Origin of the sequence: uncultured Roseibium sp. (genome assembly GCF_947496995.1) — a bacterium.
Taxonomy (GTDB): Bacteria; Pseudomonadota; Alphaproteobacteria; order Rhizobiales; family Stappiaceae; genus Roseibium.
The window spans coordinates 1,004,324-1,021,536 of the sequence record NZ_CANMFD010000001.1 but is presented as its reverse complement, the minus strand read 5'-3'; the positions used below and the strand labels follow the sequence as shown (position 1 = coordinate 1,021,536).

General features: G+C 60.8%; 17 protein-coding genes. 7 read left to right on the top strand and 10 right to left on the bottom strand.

Going from position 1 to position 17,213, the window contains the following annotated elements; all coding sequences use genetic code 11:
* Positions 1-6: 6 nt before the first annotated feature.
* On the bottom strand, positions 7-1,080 hold the full coding sequence (gene torT / locus Q1B40_RS04620; protein ID WP_299810696.1) for a TMAO reductase system periplasmic protein TorT: 1,074 nt from the start codon (positions 1,078-1,080) through the stop codon (positions 7-9).
* Positions 1,081-1,411: 331 nt separating this feature from the next.
* On the opposite strand from torT, the gene Q1B40_RS04615 reads away from it, so the two are divergent.
* From Q1B40_RS04615 to Q1B40_RS04605, 3 genes are all read left to right on the top strand, one after another.
* Positions 1,412-2,323, top strand: a complete 912-nt coding sequence (locus Q1B40_RS04615; RefSeq protein WP_068407672.1) for a LysR family transcriptional regulator — start codon at positions 1,412-1,414, stop codon at positions 2,321-2,323.
* A gap of 115 nt (positions 2,324-2,438) precedes the next feature.
* Positions 2,439-2,831 carry a YciI family protein gene (locus Q1B40_RS04610; RefSeq protein WP_299810688.1) on the top strand — a complete coding sequence of 131 codons (393 nt, stop codon included), beginning with the start codon at positions 2,439-2,441 and terminating at the stop codon, positions 2,829-2,831.
* Positions 2,800-4,041, top strand: coding sequence for an RNA polymerase sigma factor (locus Q1B40_RS04605; protein WP_299810685.1), 1,242 nt, complete (start codon positions 2,800-2,802; stop codon positions 4,039-4,041). The genes Q1B40_RS04610 and Q1B40_RS04605 overlap by 32 nt, the downstream gene beginning before the upstream one ends.
* 160 nt (positions 4,042-4,201) lie before the next feature.
* Here Q1B40_RS04605 and Q1B40_RS04600 read toward each other — a convergent pair whose 3' ends face one another.
* From Q1B40_RS04600 to Q1B40_RS04590, 3 genes are all read right to left on the bottom strand, one after another.
* Positions 4,202-4,912, bottom strand: a complete 711-nt coding sequence (locus Q1B40_RS04600) for a carbonic anhydrase (protein WP_299810682.1) — start codon at positions 4,910-4,912, stop codon at positions 4,202-4,204.
* Positions 4,913-4,943: 31 nt separating this feature from the next.
* Positions 4,944-6,158 carry a serine hydrolase gene (locus Q1B40_RS04595; protein WP_299810679.1) on the bottom strand — a complete coding sequence of 405 codons (1,215 nt, stop codon included), beginning with the start codon at positions 6,156-6,158 and terminating at the stop codon, positions 4,944-4,946.
* A 163-nt stretch (positions 6,159-6,321) separates the two neighbouring features.
* Positions 6,322-7,353 (bottom strand): helix-turn-helix domain-containing protein, encoded by a 1,032-nt coding sequence (locus Q1B40_RS04590; RefSeq protein ID WP_299810676.1) that lies wholly within the window; start codon positions 7,351-7,353, stop codon positions 6,322-6,324.
* Positions 7,354-7,619: 266 nt separating this feature from the next.
* Here Q1B40_RS04590 and Q1B40_RS04585 point away from each other — a divergent pair, with 266 nt between their 5' ends.
* Together Q1B40_RS04585 and Q1B40_RS04580 are read left to right on the top strand one after the other, a co-directional pair.
* Positions 7,620-8,003 carry a VOC family protein gene (locus tag Q1B40_RS04585; RefSeq protein ID WP_299810673.1) on the top strand — a complete coding sequence of 128 codons (384 nt, stop codon included), beginning with the start codon at positions 7,620-7,622 and terminating at the stop codon, positions 8,001-8,003.
* A gap of 35 nt (positions 8,004-8,038) precedes the next feature.
* Entirely contained in the window at positions 8,039-8,437 is a 399-nt protein-coding gene (locus Q1B40_RS04580; protein ID WP_299810671.1) for an MAPEG family protein, read from the top strand.
* Positions 8,438-8,569: 132 nt separating this feature from the next.
* Here the strand turns inward: Q1B40_RS04580 and Q1B40_RS04575 are convergent, their stop codons facing one another.
* From Q1B40_RS04575 to cysG, 5 genes are all read right to left on the bottom strand, one after another.
* Positions 8,570-9,103: a DUF934 domain-containing protein gene (locus Q1B40_RS04575; RefSeq protein WP_299810668.1), complete on the bottom strand. Its 534-nt coding sequence runs from the start codon at positions 9,101-9,103 to the stop codon at positions 8,570-8,572.
* An 89-nt stretch (positions 9,104-9,192) separates the two neighbouring features.
* The gene (locus Q1B40_RS04570) at positions 9,193-9,954 is read right to left on the bottom strand and encodes a phosphoadenylyl-sulfate reductase (RefSeq protein WP_299810665.1); all 762 of its coding nucleotides are present in this window, start codon (positions 9,952-9,954) and stop codon (positions 9,193-9,195) included.
* Positions 9,941-11,599 carry a nitrite/sulfite reductase gene (locus Q1B40_RS04565; RefSeq protein WP_299810663.1) on the bottom strand — a complete coding sequence of 553 codons (1,659 nt, stop codon included), beginning with the start codon at positions 11,597-11,599 and terminating at the stop codon, positions 9,941-9,943. Before Q1B40_RS04565 ends, Q1B40_RS04570 begins: the two co-directional genes overlap by 14 nt.
* Positions 11,600-11,674: 75 nt before the next feature.
* A complete protein-coding gene (locus Q1B40_RS04560) occupies positions 11,675-11,974 on the bottom strand; it encodes a DUF2849 domain-containing protein (RefSeq protein WP_299810661.1) in 300 nt (99 codons plus the stop codon).
* A 20-nt stretch (positions 11,975-11,994) separates the two neighbouring features.
* Positions 11,995-13,458, bottom strand: a complete 1,464-nt coding sequence (gene cysG, locus Q1B40_RS04555; protein WP_299810659.1) for a siroheme synthase CysG — start codon at positions 13,456-13,458, stop codon at positions 11,995-11,997.
* Between the two features lie 273 nt (positions 13,459-13,731).
* Here cysG and Q1B40_RS04550 point away from each other — a divergent pair, with 273 nt between their 5' ends.
* Both Q1B40_RS04550 and Q1B40_RS04545 read left to right on the top strand, forming a co-directional pair.
* Complete coding sequence (locus Q1B40_RS04550; RefSeq protein WP_299810656.1) at positions 13,732-14,232, top strand: invasion associated locus B family protein; 501 nt, start codon at positions 13,732-13,734, stop codon at positions 14,230-14,232.
* A 155-nt stretch (positions 14,233-14,387) separates the two neighbouring features.
* On the top strand, positions 14,388-15,491 hold the full coding sequence (locus tag Q1B40_RS04545) for a hypothetical protein (RefSeq protein ID WP_299810653.1): 1,104 nt from the start codon (positions 14,388-14,390) through the stop codon (positions 15,489-15,491).
* Between the two features lie 298 nt (positions 15,492-15,789).
* Here the strand turns inward: Q1B40_RS04545 and Q1B40_RS04540 are convergent, their stop codons facing one another.
* Positions 15,790-17,172, bottom strand: a complete 1,383-nt coding sequence (locus Q1B40_RS04540) for a S41 family peptidase (RefSeq protein WP_299810650.1) — start codon at positions 17,170-17,172, stop codon at positions 15,790-15,792.
* Positions 17,173-17,213 lie beyond the last annotated feature (41 nt).

Genomic DNA, 17,213 nt, shown 5'->3' with positions numbered 1-17,213 from the left:
CTTCGCCTACTGGACCGAGAAGACCGGGCGGAACCCGTCCGGAGCCAGCGTCGACGAGGGATCGAATTCGCCGTGATTTTCCTCCGTCACGACATAGAGCGCCGGACCGACATGTTTCAGGTAGTCCTCACCTTCCAGAATGCGCACCGCCTGATCGACGGCGATGCGGCCCTGGACAACGGTTGAATCCGTCGGTGCGGCAAGGATCTGACCGCGGGCGATGCCCTGATCAACGCCCGGCGTATAGTAGTAGGAAACCACCTTGACCTGATCCGTCAGCCCGCGTGCGCGCAGGATCGGCACCGCCGCCTCGGCGGTGACCGCCGTCCCGACGATGTAGTCGAGGTCCGGATAGGCTTCCAGCGTATCCTCGACAAGCTTTGCCTGGGCCTCTTTGCCCGTGTCGCCGTATTTGGTGTCGACCAGTTCAAGCGCGCTGCCCTCGATCGCGCCCTGGAAACCCGTGTTGCCAGCCTCGACCCAGCCGGCGCCGGCCGGTCCGGGGAACCACGCCACCTTGGCGGCGGTGCCACCCCCAGGGTGAAGGGATGCCAGGAAGGCACCGGCCTTGGCGCCCATTTCGCCGAAGGAGACCAGCGACTTGGCCGACAGCTTGTCGGAGGACATGCCGTTGATCACATCGATGACGGGGATGTTCTTGGCGGCCAGTTCCGCCACCACATTGTTCAGTCCGTCAAAGGAGATGGCGCCGATGATCACGGCGTCCGCGCCTGCCGAAACGCAATCCTCGATCTGGGAAATCTGCTTGTTGAGCTCAGTGTAGCCGCCAGCTTCCACGACGTTCACCTTGACGCCGATCCGCTTGGCTTCCTCGGTCACGCCGTAATCGACGCCGAGCCAGTAGGCGTCCTTCATGTGCGGAAAGGACACGCACAGGTCCCATGGCTTCGATGCCTTGGCGAGCGGTGCATAGTCAACCGACGAACGCGGGCTTGCCATGTCGAAGGGCGGGTCCCAGACTTCGACGGAATAGGGGAACCAGTCGTCGGCCGATGCTCCGCCAGTGGTCACGAATGCGATGGCCGCTGACGCGGTCACGAGTTTGATCAGATGCTTCATATTTGCGCCTCCTGATGTCTGCGGGTCTTCATGACCCGATCTGTCGACCGCCACCGGAGGGACGGTGAAAGAATGAAAGGACGCGCTGGCGTGTTTGTAAAATACGATTATCAGGTATATATTTTCTGTTTTTCAGAACACTAAACCGCAAAATATGGGCACGCCTACAAACTAAGCACGAGAGAGCCCAATTTTTGATAAATCCAATATTTTCAGGTGGCTGATGACACGGATTTTCGCTTTTTAGAATTAAATCGTCCGTTTTTGTAAATTGATCAGATATAATAATGACAGGACTTCATCTGCAAATCAGATAAAGAATATCAGAAAAATGAATGAACCTTCTCTCCGCCAGATCCGCTATTTCATAGCCGTTGCGAATATGGGCCAGGTCTCCCGTGCGGCCGTGGAGCTGAACGTTTCCCAATCCGCCGTCACCACGGCCATAAAACACCTGGAGGACATCGTCGGGGTGCCGCTTTTCGATCGTCACGCCGGCGGCATGACGCTGACATTCGAGGGCAATATTTTTCTCGACCACGGCAGACGGGTGACGGCAGCCGTCCAGGAGGCGGTGCAGTCGCCGCGACGGTCGCGCGAGACGGTCAAGGGAACCTTGCGCCTTGCCATGACCTATACGGTCGCCGGCTATTACATCCCCCCCTATCTGGAGCGCTTCAGCCAGGCCTTCCCGCGTGTCAAGCTTCAACTGACCGAAGCACCGAGAACGGCCATAGAAGACGGGCTGGTATCGGGTACCTTCGATCTGGCGGTGATGCTGACATCGAACATCCTGGACCAGGAAGGACTGGCGTATGACACCCTGCTGCAGTCCCGGCGCCGTCTCTGGGTGTCGTCCCAGCATCCCCTGCTGGAGCGCCCCTCCGTCAGCCTCTCCGATGTGGCGAACGAACCCTATATCATGCTGACGGTGGACGAGGCCTCCAACACGGCCCAGCGCTACTGGAACCGCACGAGTTATCGCCCGGGCACCAAATTCCGGACCTCCTCGGTCGAAGCGGTCCGGTCCATGGTCGCCGGCGGAATGGGCGTCACGATCCTGTCCGACATGGTCTACCGGCCCTGGTCGCTGGACGGGCGAAGGGTGGAGGTGATTTCCCTGTCCGATGCGATCCCGACGATGGATGTCGGCCTTGCCTGGGCGGCGAGCATCGACCAGCAGCCCGCCGTGGCCGCTTTCCGGGAGTTCATGCATCTTGGCGAGGAACAGCATGTGCGGTGATGCCGGTATTTTCTTTTTCTCACCCCTTTTTGACTCCTTTTTCCCAGGAGCTGTCGGCTAAGGTCACCCGCGAACGTTCCTTGGGTATCGCGCCCAGGAATCCGGAGGATCCGACATGTTGTTTTCCGTATTGATCTATGCCAGCGAAGATTTCATCGATGCGCTCACACCCGAGGAACACGCGGCGGTTCTGAAAAAGCACGGCAGCTTTCACGAGCATACCAAGACCAACAGGACTTTCGCCGCGGCAGCCAAGCTGATGTCGACCGGCACCGCCATGACCGTCAGAAAAGACAGCGACGATTTCGTCGTCACGGACGGGCCTTTTGCGGAGACGAAAGAACAGTTCATGGGCTTCTACCTGATCGACTGCGCCAATCTGGAAGACGCCATCGAAGCGGTGAAGCTGCTGCCGCTCGACCATGGCCGCGTCGAAATCCGTCCGGTCGAGTTTTTCGAGGGAGCCGATTTCAAGAATGCCGAGCGCCTGGTTATCGACGCATCTTAGAGCCGCACGGCCAAGGGTGATCGCCGCCCTGAACCGGGCCTTCGGCGACATCGACCTTGCCGAGGATGCGTTTCAGGAAGCCTCGCTGAGAGCGGTGAAGGCGTGGCGTCCGGACGCCGTGCCCGGCGATCCGGTTGCCTGGCTGATCGTTGCCGGGCGCAACGCCGGCATCGACGCGATCCGCCGGAAATCCCGGGAGACCCTGTCGCCCCCGGACGAGATCGAACCGGCGTTCGACGGACCTCATCCGGAAGAGCTGTTGAGCGAAACGCTCGACCAGGCGGTCTACCGGGACGATATCCTGCGTCTGCTATTTACCTGCTGCCATCCGGTGCTGCGCCGCGACCAGCAGATCGCCCTCGCGCTCAAGATCGTCGCAGGCCTGTCCGTCGATGAAATCGCTCGCGCCTTCCTGGTGCAGCCGAAGACGATGGAACAGCGGATCACCCGCGCCAAGAAGCGGCTGCAGGCAGCAAAGCTCTCCTATGAGGAACCGGACAGGGCCGGGCGGGCCCAGCGCCTTTCCGCCGTCGCCAATGCGGTCTATCTCGTCTTCAACGAAGGCTATTCCGCCTCGCAGGGGCCGGAGCTGATCCGCGTGACCCTGTGCGAGGAAGCCATTCGCCTTGCCCGCCTCTTGGTGCGCCTGTTTCCCGAAGAGCCGGAACTGCGCGGCCTGCTGGCGCTGTGCCTGATCCAGCATTCCCGCCGCCACGCCCGGCTGACCTCCTGCGGCAGGGCGGTCACGCTGGAGGACCAGGACCGCACGCTGTGGGAGCGCACACCAATTGCCGAAGGCACCATCCTGCTGGAAGCGGCCCTGCGCGCCGGGCGCCCCGGCCCGCTGCAGATCGAGGCCGCCATCGCCGCAACCCATGCCCGCGCCGCCACCTACGAAGCCACCGACTGGCAGGAGATCGACCGCCTCTACCACGCCTTGGAACACATCCGCCCTTCCCCCGTCGTCGCCCTCAACCGGGCCGTGGTGCAGGCAAAACTCGACGGCATCCCGGCTGCCCTCACCCGCCTGGAACACCTCTCCGCCCCGCTGGCCCGCTACGCCGGCTATCACACGGTGCGCGGCTCGTTTCTGGCGGAGCTGGGCCGGGTATCGGAAGCGCGGGAGGCGTATGAAACCGGGCTTGGACTGGCGGGGACGGAGGTGGAGCGGGCGTTTATTCGGGAGAAGAAGCGAGAGATTGAGGGCTGAGCAATGAGCGCTTCAGACGCAGGAAAAGGCTGGAAGATGGGCCGATCAAGGCGATACGGCGCATTCAAGCGCTTCGTCTGGAAACGCGGGGATGGTAATCGGTGGCTGTCAAGCTGGCCATGGGCACGGCAAATGCCACATGGCCAACGACAATGATCGGCTAGAGGAACGTTACCTTGCCCGTGGCAATGTCGTAAACGCCAGCCATGGCGCCAAGCTTGCCGGCAGCAGCGGCTTCGGACAGGATCGGCCCTTCGGACAGCGCTCGCGCGGCGTTGAGTTTGGCGTTCTGAGCGGTGGCTGCCGCCAGCAGATCGTCCGGTGAATCGTCCATCACATCATAGACTGCCGGGCGAATTGCATTGACCAGGCTGGGGAGATGTCCGGGAGGCAATTCCCTGTCTGCAATCGACTTGATCGTCGCATCAACGGCGCCACAGGCGGTATGTCCGAGAACAACTATGGTCTTGATGCCCAGCACGGCCACGCCGTATTCAAGCGTCGCCAGACCCTCTTCACTGATGAAATTGCCGGCCACACGCACGACGAACAGTTCTCCCGGACCCTGATCGAAAATCAACTCCGGGGCCACGCGAGAGTCTGAACAGCTGACAATGGCGGCGAAGGGCTGTTGCCCCTCGGCCCGGCTGGCGCGCGTCAGCGAGTGATCCGTATTGATTGCGGCATTGGCAACATAGCGTGCATTGCCATCCATCAGGCGTTGCATCGCCTCTTCCGGCGAGGCTGGCGCAACCGCACCGGCTTCCTGGGCGAAAGCCTGTGTGACCAAGGGCGCAGTCAGCGACAAGGCCAAGCCTCCGGCGATCAATCCTCGCCGGCTCACATTTTCAGGTTTGCAATCTTCACACATGACTTTCTCCTTATCTCCAATAGAAAGAACTTCAGTTTTCCATTGTCAGGTACAAATTTTTCATAACTTCGCCGGTCGCGGCATTGGCCCGTGCGCCCGGAAAATTGGTCGTGACAACGACGGCAAGGTCCCTGTCCGTATCGACGATAATTCTGGCCAGATTCATCGAATTGGACCCGTTATGGGTCAGCAGCGGCTTGCCGGCCCATTCAAATTCCACGCTGCTCCAGCCCAGGCCGTAGCCACCCGTGCTCGGCGTGCCTGGCGGGGGATTTTCGCGCACCGGCGTTTGAACATGTACCGCTTGGATAAGCTCCAGCGATGCAGGCGTGACCAGATGAGGAGAGCGTTCTGCTTGCCCCGCGTTCCAGCCTGCCCATTTGGCATAATCCACAATCGACATATGGGCATTTCCTGCTGGTCCCATCACGGGGGGAACGTCAGCCGCAGGGCCCCACAGCATGGCGGTGACAGAACCGTCGGGCTTGATCCTGTGCCCCACAGCAGCGTCGACCAGCCCGAAGGTGGACTGCGGGCCCAGGCCCGCACTCTCCATGCCAAGCGGACCGAAAATACGCTCATGCATCAGCGTTTCCCAGGCGGTTCCGCTGACCTTTTCAATCATCATGCCGGCAATCAAATAGCCGAAATTCGAGTATTGAAAAGGCGATCCGGCCGGGATGACCACTTCGTTGTGCTGCCAACTCTCAAGAGCGTGGATGCGCTGCTGCACGACGTTATCCTCAAACGCCATATTGCTGAAATACAGGTCGAGCATCGCCTCGGTGTCGCTCGGGATGCCGCTGGAGTGCGATAGCAATTGCTCCAGCGTGGCATCAGCCAGCCCCTGGCTCATCTCGGTGACTTCTTCACCCAGCACGTCGCCGACACGCGAGTCCCATGACAGCAGGCCTTCCTCAACGATCATTGCGGCCAAAGTCGCTGTCATCGACTTGGTGTTGGAGCCGATATGGAAGCGGTCATCGATCGTCACAGGCAGATTTTGTCCGTAAGCGCGCATTCCAGTGGCTGCAGCCTCCACCACAACACCGTCCTTGATCACGGCGGCGGCCAAAGCAGGCAGATCATATTCGATCCGGACGCTCTCCAGATAGCTGCCTAAACTGGTCGTCTGGGCTGACGCCTCACCCGCCACCATCGCAACGCCCCACGCGGCAACCAACACCTTCAGGGCAGCGCCGACGCGGCCGTTGCGAGGTTTTGACAGGGCTGGATTTCCACGCATGGCGATAAAGTCCCCGTTGAACGGCAAGTTGGAAAGGAGCCTGAACGCGGCTGTCTCGTCGCCTCAGCGAACGATACGCGACGCGCTTCGCGGTAAAGCTAAAGCCGAAATGGCGGTGCTGCTATCCGAAATCCGCAAAAGTGACGCGGGCCGTCATCGGGCATCATATGCGCCTTGCCAGCGTCGTGCCCGGGGATTCTTCAAAGATCTGCTTGTAGTCGCCTGCGAAGCGGCCGAGATGAAGAAAGCCAAACTGCATGGCGACCTCTGTCACCGTCGTGTTTTGCGGATCTCTCGAGAGTAATATCGTGCGGACCTGGTTCAACCGGCAACGTCGGAGATAGGCCTGCGGGGACATGCCGACATAATGGTGGAAGGCGTAGAGCAGCGTTCGTTCAGAGACGGCCAATGACACGCAGATATCGACGATGGTAGGCACCACATGGCTCACCAACTGCTCTTCCACAAACTCCCGGGCCAGCCGACAAATCCGCATGGCGCGAGACCGGGCTGCGGGCGGCGGACGCGTTGCGTCATCCTCGGGGGTAGCGGTCGCGATGCGCAGCGCAGTCTCCAGAACAATGCCCCGCATGCCTTTGGGGTCGAACAGCTCGTCCCGTCTGCTCGCGGCTTCGGCGGCACCAATCCATTGGGCCAGAGCAGTCTTCAGCTCAACCAGTTGCCTGGACTGAAACTGCGACACCTGGTGCGACGGCTGTTCCCATGCCCTCGGGTTCAACGCACGGGCGGCGCCGGCAAACTCTGACTGGGAAAAGCTGACATAGGCAGTTTGCGTGCCCGCGGGCACGTGAATGTCGAACTCAGTTCGTTCCGGAATGAAGAAAACGCTGTCTTCGCCATTGGCCGAGTGGTCGGAAAAACGAAATGCCGGGTCCGGTGTGCAGTAGGAGATGGTGCAAAAATCTTCCGGGGTGATGCCCAGTTTCTGAATCGCTGCAAACTGATGCTCTCGCACGATCTGCACGCGCCCAAGGTCCAGACTGTCCATCTGCGACACCTGCTTGCCGCGGCTGAGCTGGTAGCACTCCATGGTGACCCAAGGCTGCATGGCCGCCTGCGCCGCAGCATTCTCGATGATTTCCGAGCGTAATCCGCTGAGGCTTGTGGCAGCATCCCGCACCGCAAGAGAAGCGTCGCCTTTGCTTGTCGCAGCCTCCTCTTGCGCTTCCGTCATCGTCGCCGTCACCTCTTGCGCCGCTGCAATTGCATTCTGCCTGTTACACTGTCTGGATGCGACCACAATTGGAACGCTGAAGTCAGACGAAGGCCTGAGTTTCCACCATCTTGGTTTACTTCGCGCCAACAGCCCGCCAACTAGCCGGCCGCTCCAGCGGCTCGCAGATAATTTTTTTATCTCTCCTGTCGGTTTCCCCATTCCTTCTGCGTCCTCTGATCACCTGGACCTGCCCAGGCTGCATTCAAAGAGTGAGGACGATCGACATGAGCACACCGTCGCAAACCCATGGTGCTTTCAGCTGGATGGAACTGCATTGCCGGGATGGCGAAAAAGCCGAGGGGTTTTACAAAAGCCTGCTCGACTGGGACACCGAAACCGTCGACGTGGGGGTCGGCCCCTACACGATGATCAGGAACGAGGATGGCATGATCGGCGGTTTCGTCTCCCAGGAAACCGACACGCCCCGCTGGCTGCCCTATGTCACCGTCGACGATGTCGATGCACGGGTCGAAAAGGCCAGATCCCTCGGGGCGACAATCGCGATGGAACCCATGAGCGTTCCAAGCGTCGGACGTATTGCGACGATCGTCGATCCGGTCGGCGGAGTGCTGGCGATGATTACCTATGAAGCACCAACGGAAGCCTGAGCCGCAGACCAGCCTGTCGTTTCGGAGAGTTCAAGATGGAACTGATTTCCTCGCTACCGGTAACCACGGTCTTTATCGCGCTGTTCGCGCTTCTGCAGGTTCCGATCACCATGGCCGTCGGGTTCCGGCGGGCGCAAACCGGCATCCAGTTTCTGGATGGTGGCGATGAGGTCTTGCTCAAGCGCATGCGCGCTCACGGCAACTTTACAGAAACGGTGCCGATGACCCTGCTCGCCATGGCGGCCGCGGAGCTGAGCGGTGCCCCCGGATATCTGCTGTGGGCGGGCGGCGGGGCGTTGCTGTGCGGCCGCCTGCTGCACTACTGCACACTGCTCACCTCTGGCTTCGGCAACGGCCGGGCGGCCGGAATGCTGCTGACGCTGGCGCCGCTGCTTTTCTTTCCGGTCTATGTATTCTGGCATCTGCCGGATTGAGAATTTAGACCCCGGATCACCCCAGCGTACAGGCTCTCGCCTCCGGCTCACCAAAAGCGTCGTCCCGGATCAGATCCGGGACGGCGCGTGGAGTATGGTGGGCGGAGGGTACAGGACAGACAGAGGAACCGGTTACTCCGCCGCGACGGGAATGTCGCGCAGGGAACGGCGAGCCCAGGGGCGGGTGCCTTCCGGGATTTCCTCAACAGTGCCGACCGGCTGCAGGTATTTGGTGACTTCCGGCCACTCGCCCGCCTTGAGGGCCTTCAGCACTTCCGGCTTGGAGATTTCGAAGGAGGACACACCGCAGCGTATGGCGAGCGGCACCTGGTCGAGGATGTATTTGCCGGTCGCGCGGATATCACCCTTGTAGCCGGCCTGCTCACGCAGGATGCGGGCCGCGGAAAAGCCGCGCCCGTCCGAAAAGCTCGGAAAATCCACCGCGACCAGCGCCACACGGTCGAGGAACGGAAGCATCTCCGCGCTGTCGTCGCCAGCCTCTATGAGAACGGCCGTGCGGCCGCCGCGCGCCAGATAGGTTTCCGGCTCAACCAGGAACATGGAGAGCGGCACCAGGGCATCGCCGTCCACGGCGGCGCCGGTCTCCGGGTCCGCGCGGACCCAGTCCTCCTCGACGAACGCGCCGTCCTTGAAAATCGTTGTCATTCCTTGCGTCCTCAATTCCGCTTTGTCCGTTCTGGAGGTCGTTCGCGAGACCTCTACGGGTTCATTGTCTTGCAGCGTGCCGCTGCGCCTTAGATACCGCTGCCGTCGACTTCCTTGCCGTGCGAGGGCCAGTGAATGCCGCATTCGGTCTTGTCCTGGCCACGCCAGCGCCCGGCGCGCGGATCCTCTCCCGGCGCGACCTTGCTGGTGCAGGGCAGGCAGCCGATGGACGGGTAGCCCTGGGCCACCAGCGGATGCGGAGGCAAATCGTGGGTCTTGGCATAATCGAGAATGTCTCCGGCCGTCCAGTCCGCAAGCGGATTGACCTTCACGCGGCCTTCGTCGATCTCGAAATATTCAAGCGTCGCCCGAGTGGAACTCTGGTAGCGCTTGCGGCCCGATATCCAGGCATCGAAGCCCTTCAGCGCGTTGGCCAGAGGAACGACCTTTCGGATATGGCAGCAGGCATCGGTGTCGCTCATCCACAGCATGCCGGCAGGATCGTTGGCGGCCAGATCTTCCGCATCGGGCTTTTGCGTCCGCACGTTGGTGAGCCCGAGAGTTTCGATGAGCTGGTCGCGATAAAGGATCGTTGCCGGGAACAGCTTCACCGTGTCGATGAACAACACCGGCGTCGACGGATCGACCTGGGCGACCATGTGCAGCAGCACCGCGGAGTCCGCGCCGAAGCTGGACACCATGGCAATGCCGCCGGCGAACTGGTGCCGGATGGCCGTCAGTAGGATTTCATGCGCGCTCGCGCCCTCGAACTGGGCGTTTAGGGCTGCGACTTCCGCCTGCAGCCCAAGCTCCGGATCGACACCCAGGCTGAATGTCTCATGCAGCGCCATACAGGGCCTCCTTGAAAGGCGCCTCCCCGAGACGGCGATAGGCATCCAGGAAGGTTTCCTCTTTGCCGGACCGCAGTCCGAGATAGGTATCAACCAGCTTTTCGATTGCATCGACGACTTCTTCGGAGGAGAAGCCACGGCCGACGATCTCACCGATGGAAGTATTTTCGTTGGCCGACCCGCCGAGCGTCACCTGATAGAATTCCTCGCCCTTCTTCTCCAGGCCGAGAATGCCGATATGGCCGACATGGTGATGACCGCAGGCGTTGATGCAGCCGGAGATCTTGATCTTCAGCTCACCGATCTCCGCCTGACGCTCCGCCGCGCCGAACCGTTCGGAAATGCGCTGCGCCACCGGAATGGACCGTGCGGTTGCCAGGGCGCAAAAATCCATACCCGGGCAGGCAATGATGTCGGTGATGAGACCCGCATTGCCTTCGGCGATACCGGCCGCGACCAGTTCGTCGTAAAGGGCAGGCAGATCGTCCAGCTTCACATGCGGCAGAATGACATTCTGCTCATGGGAAATGCGGATTTCGTCGTGGCCGTATTGTTCTGCTAGATCGGCCATGACGTCCATCTGCGCATCGGACGCATCGCCGGGAATGCCGCCGATCGGCTTCATCGACAAGGTGACAGACGTATAGCCCGGCACCCGGTGCGGATTGAGATTATGCGCAGCGAACTGGGCGAAGCCCGCATCGCTCGCACGGCGCGCTTCGACAGCGGCAGACGTGGCGGCGCCGACTTCCAGCGGCGGCGGCGCGAAATAGGCCTCGATGCGGCGGACCTCCTCCTCCGGCAGGCGCAGGACGCCGAAACGGATCTTTTCGAATTCCTGTTCGATATCCGCCTTCAGCTCTTCCAGGCCGGTCTCATGCACCAGGATCTTGATGCGCGCCTTGTATTTGTTGTCCCGGCGGCCATAGCGGTTGTAAACACGCAGGATCGCTTCGGAATAGGCCAGAAGATCCTCTTCCGGCAGGAAGTCGCGCACCTTGCGTCCGATCATCGGCGTGCGGCCGAGGCCGCCGCCGACAAAGACCACAAAGCCGGTTTCTCCGGCGTCGTTGCGGGTCAGCTGCAGGCCGATGTCATGCACCTGGACCGCTGCGCGGTCGTTCGGCGCGCCGGTGATGGCGATCTTGAACTTGCGTGGCAGGAACGAGAATTCCGGATGCAGCGACGACCACTGGCGCAGGATTTCCGCGTAAGGGCGCGGATCGGCGATCTCGTCGGCGGCAGCACCGGCGAAATGGTCCGCGGTCACGTTGCGAATGCAGTTGCCCGAGGTCTGGATGGCGTGCATCTCGACTTCCGCCAGTTCTTCCAGGATCTTCGGCGTGTCTTCCAGCTTCGGCCAGTTGAACTGGATGTTCTGGCGCGTGGTGAAGTGGCCGTAGCCCTTGTCGTAGGTGCGGGCGATATAGGCCAGCTTGCGCATCTGGCGGCTGTTGAGCGTGCCATAGGGAATGGCAACCCGGAGCATATAGGCATGAAGCTGCAGATAGAGGCCGTTCATCAGGCGCAGCGGCTTGAACTCGTCCTCGGACAGCTCCCCGGCGAGACGGCGGCGGACCTGATCCTTGAACTGTTCCGTGCGCTGGCTGACAAAGCTCGCGTCAAATTCGTCGTAGCGATACATCGTTGAACTCTCCTGTCGGGCGCTGCCGTGCGTGTCTTTCAGTGACCCGGGCGCTGCCCTGCTCCCGTCTCTGGTTTAAGCGGATACGGCCTGGGCCTGCTTGCCCAGGTCCCGATGGGTGGTCGGTCCGGTCGCGCGGATCTTTTCGCGCAACCGTACCGGAACGATGACGCCGTCCTCGACCGTCACGTCCATCTCGTAAACATCGACGACTTCCTGCCTGTCCTTGGATGCCAGCCCCAGGGCCAGCGCTTCGGCCACCGCTTCCTTGCCGTCGAAAACCCCGGCAAGCGTGATGCGTTCGACCCAACGGCCGTTTTCACCGAGCCAGACGACTTCGCCGCTCAGGAGCCGGTTGGCGGTAACGACTTTCATGGCACTTACTCTCTTCACTCTCAGGCGGCTGCTGTCCGGACCGCGCGGAGCGGCGCCAGAGGTTCAGCCTTGTCCAGGGCGGCATGGCCAACGGCCTCGCCGATCACGATCAGAACCGGCCCGTCGACTTCCGCGCGATCCGAAAGGACCGCAAGGTCGGACAGGGTTCCGGCGAATTGGCGTTCGTCCGGATGGGCGGCGTTTTCAATGACGGCCACCGGGGTTTCGGGCTTCAGGCCGGCGGACATCATCCGGCCGGCGACGGCAGCGGCCACGGTGCGTCCCATATAGACGGCGACGGTCGCACCCTTGAGCGCAAGGTCCGCCCAGTCCGGCAGGGTTTCGGATTTCGCATTGTGACCGGTCGCAAACACGAGGTTGGAGGCGACACCGCGCAACGTCAGCGGGATCTGGGCCGAAGCTGCCGCGGCGAAGGCTGCAGTAACGCCGGGCACGATTTCAAAGCCGATGCCGCCTGCGCGGAGCGCCTCCATTTCCTCCGCCGCGCGGCCGAAGACCATCGGATCCCCGGACTTGAGGCGCACGACCTTATGACCCTTGTTGGCGAGGCCGACGAGCAGCTCGCAGATTTCCGACTGCGGCACGGAGTGCGCACCCTTGCGCTTGCCGACGGAAATGCGCTCCGCGTCGCGGCGGCCCATGGCCACCACATCGCCAGGCACCAACGCATCATGGACGATCACATCGGCTTCCTGCAGCAGGCGCTGGGCACGCAGGGTCAGAAGGTCTTCCGCCCCCGGACCGGCACCGACCAGCCAGACAAAACCGGGCTCGCCGGCCATGCTGTTGAGCAACCGCTGCGCTTCCGAGCGCGCGGCACCGGCCCTGCCCGCATAAAGGTTGCTGGCAACGGAGCCGGAAAAGAACCGCGCCCAGAAATTCCGGCGCAGGGCGCCGTCGCGGATCACTTTCGTGGCGGCGTCGCGGAAGCTTTCAGCAAGCCGCGCCAAGTCCCCTGTTGCGCGCGGCAGCATCGCCTCGATACGAGCGCGAATATGACGGGAGAGAACTGGGCCAACGCCGGTGGACGTGATGGCGACGGCAATCGGTGCGCGGTTGACCAGCGCGCCGGTGTAAAAATCGCAAAGCTCCGGCTTGTCGACCGCGTTCACCGGTACGCCCATGATCCGGGCGGCATCGACGACGGCCTTGTCGAGATCCCAGTCCTCGCGGGCGGAGAAGACAAGCGCGGCATCGGTGAGATGCGCCGGGCGAAAGTCCTCGGCAATATGTTCGGCCTGAAAGAGGTCTATTGCCTCACCCAGTTCGGGTTCGATCGTTTGGGAGACCACAACGATCCGCGCATTGGTTTCGCCGAGCAGGCGAACCTTGGCAGCCGCCTCGCCGCCGTGACCAATGACGAGCACTTTGCGGCCGGCAACTTTCATGAACGCCGGAAACACGTCCAGCCGGGCATCCGGCTTTTTCAGTGCTTTCGCTTTTGTTTCGCGGCTGCCAGCCATCTTCAGGGTCTCCAATCCCAGTTTGATGGAGTTAATGTAGTCGGCAGCCTTCCCGGACGCCGGGCACCGGATTTCAAAGCTTTGCGGATTAGCGGAATAGTTTTTTCCCAACGAAGGGTTTGACCAATTCCAATTCCCGTCCTTCTTGCATCCTTCCACCAGTTGCGAATAAAACCCGATCAGGCGTTCGGACCTGGCATCGCGGCAGGTGGCGAATTCTTCATGACCGAATGCGGTTTCACCGGACGCACGGCACAAACAAAGCGAAGACGAATGCAATTCATCAAATCAGGTATTCTTCTGTCGGTGGCTTTCGGCCTATCGATGGTGGCACAGTCGGTTAGCGCGCAGCAGGCCGGCGAAGACGCTCTCTGGCAGACACGTTGCGCCGGTCCATCCAGATCGGCGGAGGCTCTTGCTTGCGAGACGAGTGAAAGCGTACGGATGAAGGACAGCGGTCAACTTGTTTTCAAGGTCGACCTCATTTTCCCCGCCAACAAGGCAACGCCTGTTCTGCGCATCCAGGCTCCCCTCGGTTTTTATCTGCCAGGCAAGATCAAGCTTGGTGTCGACGGCACGCCGCTAAGCGAACTGGAGATCGGCACCTGCGACCAGAGAGGCTGTTTTCTGTCCACCGAAGCGACGCCGGAAATGATCGCCACCATGAAGGCAGGTGGAGCGCTGCAGATCGACTTTGCGCCCGCGGCCGACCGCAGGCAGACCATCGAAATGCCGCTCACCGGCTTCAGCCGGGCGGTGGACGCCGTTCAATAAAGCGTTCGTACCGGTTCGGGGCCGGGTCCGGATCAGAATCCGGACCAGCCCATTTACACCCCCCGGGTTTCTTGCTGCCTTCGCGTAATTCGCATAGTTTCCGACTTGAGCGGCGGCGTCGGCCGACAGCCGCGACAGAGTATCCGGGGGGTATGATGCGACTAATTCGATTGCTGGCGGTTGCCGGCCTGCTGGCACTGTCCGGCCTTGCGGGGGCAGGCAGCGGACAGGCACAGGCTGCTTCGGTGGAGACTTTCCGTCAGGGCGGCTGGAACGGCCATGCCTATACCGATGACAACAGCGGCTTGTTCAGCACCTGCGTTGCCTCAGCCACCTATCGAAGCGGTATCAGTCTCTATGTGCAGGTGGATACGGGCTACAATTGGGCGATCGGCTTCTCTGCTCCGCACTGGACCATGAAACCGGGTGCCGATATTCCCCTTCAATACCGGATCGACAGGGGTGCCTGGCAGCAAGGTGTCGCCAAGGCAACCTCTAACAATCTCGCCCGCATGCAGATGCCGCAAGACGGCTATATCATCACCCGCTTCCGGCGGGGGCGGACGCTGTATGTGAATGACGGTTCCTATAATTACGAATTCCGCCTGACCGGCACTTCGCGGCTGATGGCGCGCATGGCCAAATGCGTGGAGCGCAATTCAGCACGGTTCGGCGCGGCGCCTGCCGTGGATGCCGTTGGGGCGACTACGTCCGGCGGGCTTGGCAGCAAGCCGCCGGCGCAGGCAGCCTCCCCCGCAAGCCCGGCGTCCGATCCGCAACTGGCCGTGGAAGCGACACAAGCGCTGTTCAACCTGATGGGCAGCGCCGGGGTGTCCGGTCTGAAACTCATCCCGGACGGCCAGCGCGAGGAGGATCTCAACGGCCTGCACGCCGTCGCCGCCGACGAGGCCCGCACGATCGTGGCGCATATTTTTGTGCAGGGCGGCTACACCAGCGAACAGGAATTGATGTCCCTTATCGTCGCCGACAGTCAAAAATCGTGCTCCAACGGCAGCTTTTCCTCCGGCTCTGAAAAAATCACCGAAGGCGGCAAGGAGATCTATACGAGCTACGCAAACTGCGAGACGGGCGACCATCAGTTGATCGAGCGGGTTGCCATTATCGGGCGCAAGGCAGGGGGCGTCTTCATCTATGGTGTGGCCGATACCTATGTCGGCGAAGGCGGCGGAGCTCCGGTCTCTCCGCCCGAACTGACGGACCCGGATTTTTATGCAGCCGCGGCGGAGGCGGCGGAATAGGTCCTCACCGAAACTCTTAAGTTCTCGGTACCGGCCTGGCAACAGCCGGGTCGAAGACCTCGTCTCAAACGAAGAAAGGCGTATTTGCAGAATTTAGGTCTTTGCCGAATGTTCAGACAAATCGATTCCCTTGCCATTGTGCCCAGGCCCTGAACCGGTGCTTCGCGACTTTTTGCAAGGCGATGCACTCTGACGGGATTTCATCATGGTCCCCCGCGTTCGACCAAAGCACCGCCAGGATACGAAGATGCCTGGCAATCAAATCGCCAAGCATCCGGGAAAAATTGTGCGGTCGATGTCAGTTCCGCTTGGCAAGCTCCCCGATCAAGTTCACATGCGTCTTGGTTGACGCCACATCGCCAAACACATTCATTTCGATATCAGGCTGAATGCCGCGGCCTTCCCAGAAACGCCCGTCATTGTCCACGTGCACTTCATTGGCCAGTGACAGATACCAACCGTTTGGCAGTGTTCGTCCGACAATATCCGATGGTGCACCGCGGGTGGCCTTGCCGACATGCCTTACGTTCGGCAGCGCGCGCAGCGACAGCACCAGCACTTCAGCCGCACTTACTGTGATGCTGCTGGTGAGAACATGGACGGGGCCCTCGAACCGGGTTCCGCTGCTCGGTGTAAGCGTGACCTTGGTCCTCAGAGAGTTTTTGGCATCAGCGGCATATTTCTCGTAGGCCTGAACCGGCTTTGAGGCAAAGCGTTCTGCAATTGCGCGGGCGACAAACTCGTAACCGCCGAAGTGATTGTAACCGCCGACATTCGCACTGAGATCAATGATGACGGATCGCACGCCGGATGTCTGGAAGAGCTGCATAATCTCTTCCATGATGGCATTGGTCGCTGCCAGTTCCTCGTCGGGTGACGCCCCCATTTGACCATAGTATCCGATGGTCGCAAGTGCCAGGTAGCCTGTGTCGCCATTCAAGACGCCGTATTGGATGCGTTGATTTCCGACAACGCGGCCTTGTCCACCCAGAATTGTCTTCGGTATGCTGTCGTACCAGAAGCTTTCGAAAAATGCTTCGGTTACCTCTTTCCGGTGTATTCCCATTCTCTTTGCTTCCCGGGAAAGCTGATTAAACGTGTCATCAGGGTGAGGTTCGAAGCGAATGAACTCATCGCCGATCTGTGCGGTGAGGTCCAGATGACCATCCTTCAGCAGTGCCATCATTTGTTTGAACACCTCGAAAAGCTCCGTATCTGACATTTCCGTCCGAATCTTTTTCCGGGCAGATGCCACGGTCGATTGCCAGTCAACACCATGAAGGCCGTGAAACGGGTAGTTGTGCTCAAAAAATGCCGCGAACGCCTCAAAATTGGATGCGGGTGTGTTTTCAGCCGATACCAGGCAAGAATCGGGAAGTGCATCAAGTCGATCGGCCCGGATCCGGTGCTGCGCAAATGGCAGTGTAACGGTGGCGATGTCGCCGTCTTTGGCCATGACAACCCGGCTGTTGTCGATCAAGTTGGAAAGCGCTTCAGCGTCGCCGCTTTCCTCAATGCAGATGTCGCCGGCCACCTGATAGAATTTGATGTCGCCGTCCTTCACCTCGGCGACTGTGCCATAGCCGTCGGTCTGCCAGACACCGTTGAACTCAGATGGAAGATCCGAGAGTGCAGGTGTCGCGGTCAGTGCTGTTACAAGAAAAATGTGTATTCGTTTCATAGGGTTTTCTCCGGTTGAGAATTCGCCGGATAGGCCCTGTC

Coding starts and splice junctions, on each gene's coding strand:
- Q1B40_RS04595 (WP_299810679.1), bottom strand. CDS start 6,158: ATGCGTGGAAATCCAGCCCTGTCAAAACCTCGCAACGGCCGCGTCGGC.
- Q1B40_RS04615 (WP_068407672.1), top strand. CDS start 1,412: ATGAATGAACCTTCTCTCCGCCAGATCCGCTATTTCATAGCCGTTGCG.
- Q1B40_RS04580 (WP_299810671.1), top strand. CDS start 8,039: ATGGAACTGATTTCCTCGCTACCGGTAACCACGGTCTTTATCGCGCTG.
- Q1B40_RS04590 (WP_299810676.1), bottom strand. CDS start 7,353: ATGACGGAAGCGCAAGAGGAGGCTGCGACAAGCAAAGGCGACGCTTCT.
- Q1B40_RS04540 (WP_299810650.1), bottom strand. CDS start 17,172: ATGAAACGAATACACATTTTTCTTGTAACAGCACTGACCGCGACACCT.
- Q1B40_RS04565 (WP_299810663.1), bottom strand. CDS start 11,599: ATGTATCGCTACGACGAATTTGACGCGAGCTTTGTCAGCCAGCGCACG.
- Q1B40_RS04605 (WP_299810685.1), top strand. CDS start 2,800: ATGCCGAGCGCCTGGTTATCGACGCATCTTAGAGCCGCACGGCCAAGG.
- Q1B40_RS04575 (WP_299810668.1), bottom strand. CDS start 9,103: ATGACAACGATTTTCAAGGACGGCGCGTTCGTCGAGGAGGACTGGGTC.
- Q1B40_RS04610 (WP_299810688.1), top strand. CDS start 2,439: ATGTTGTTTTCCGTATTGATCTATGCCAGCGAAGATTTCATCGATGCG.
- cysG (WP_299810659.1), bottom strand. CDS start 13,458: ATGGCTGGCAGCCGCGAAACAAAAGCGAAAGCACTGAAAAAGCCGGAT.
- Q1B40_RS04600 (WP_299810682.1), bottom strand. CDS start 4,912: ATGTGTGAAGATTGCAAACCTGAAAATGTGAGCCGGCGAGGATTGATC.
- Q1B40_RS04550 (WP_299810656.1), top strand. CDS start 13,732: ATGCAATTCATCAAATCAGGTATTCTTCTGTCGGTGGCTTTCGGCCTA.
- Q1B40_RS04570 (WP_299810665.1), bottom strand. CDS start 9,954: ATGGCGCTGCATGAGACATTCAGCCTGGGTGTCGATCCGGAGCTTGGG.
- torT (WP_299810696.1), bottom strand. CDS start 1,080: ATGAAGCATCTGATCAAACTCGTGACCGCGTCAGCGGCCATCGCATTC.
- Q1B40_RS04560 (WP_299810661.1), bottom strand. CDS start 11,974: ATGAAAGTCGTTACCGCCAACCGGCTCCTGAGCGGCGAAGTCGTCTGG.
- Q1B40_RS04545 (WP_299810653.1), top strand. CDS start 14,388: ATGCGACTAATTCGATTGCTGGCGGTTGCCGGCCTGCTGGCACTGTCC.
- Q1B40_RS04585 (WP_299810673.1), top strand. CDS start 7,620: ATGAGCACACCGTCGCAAACCCATGGTGCTTTCAGCTGGATGGAACTG.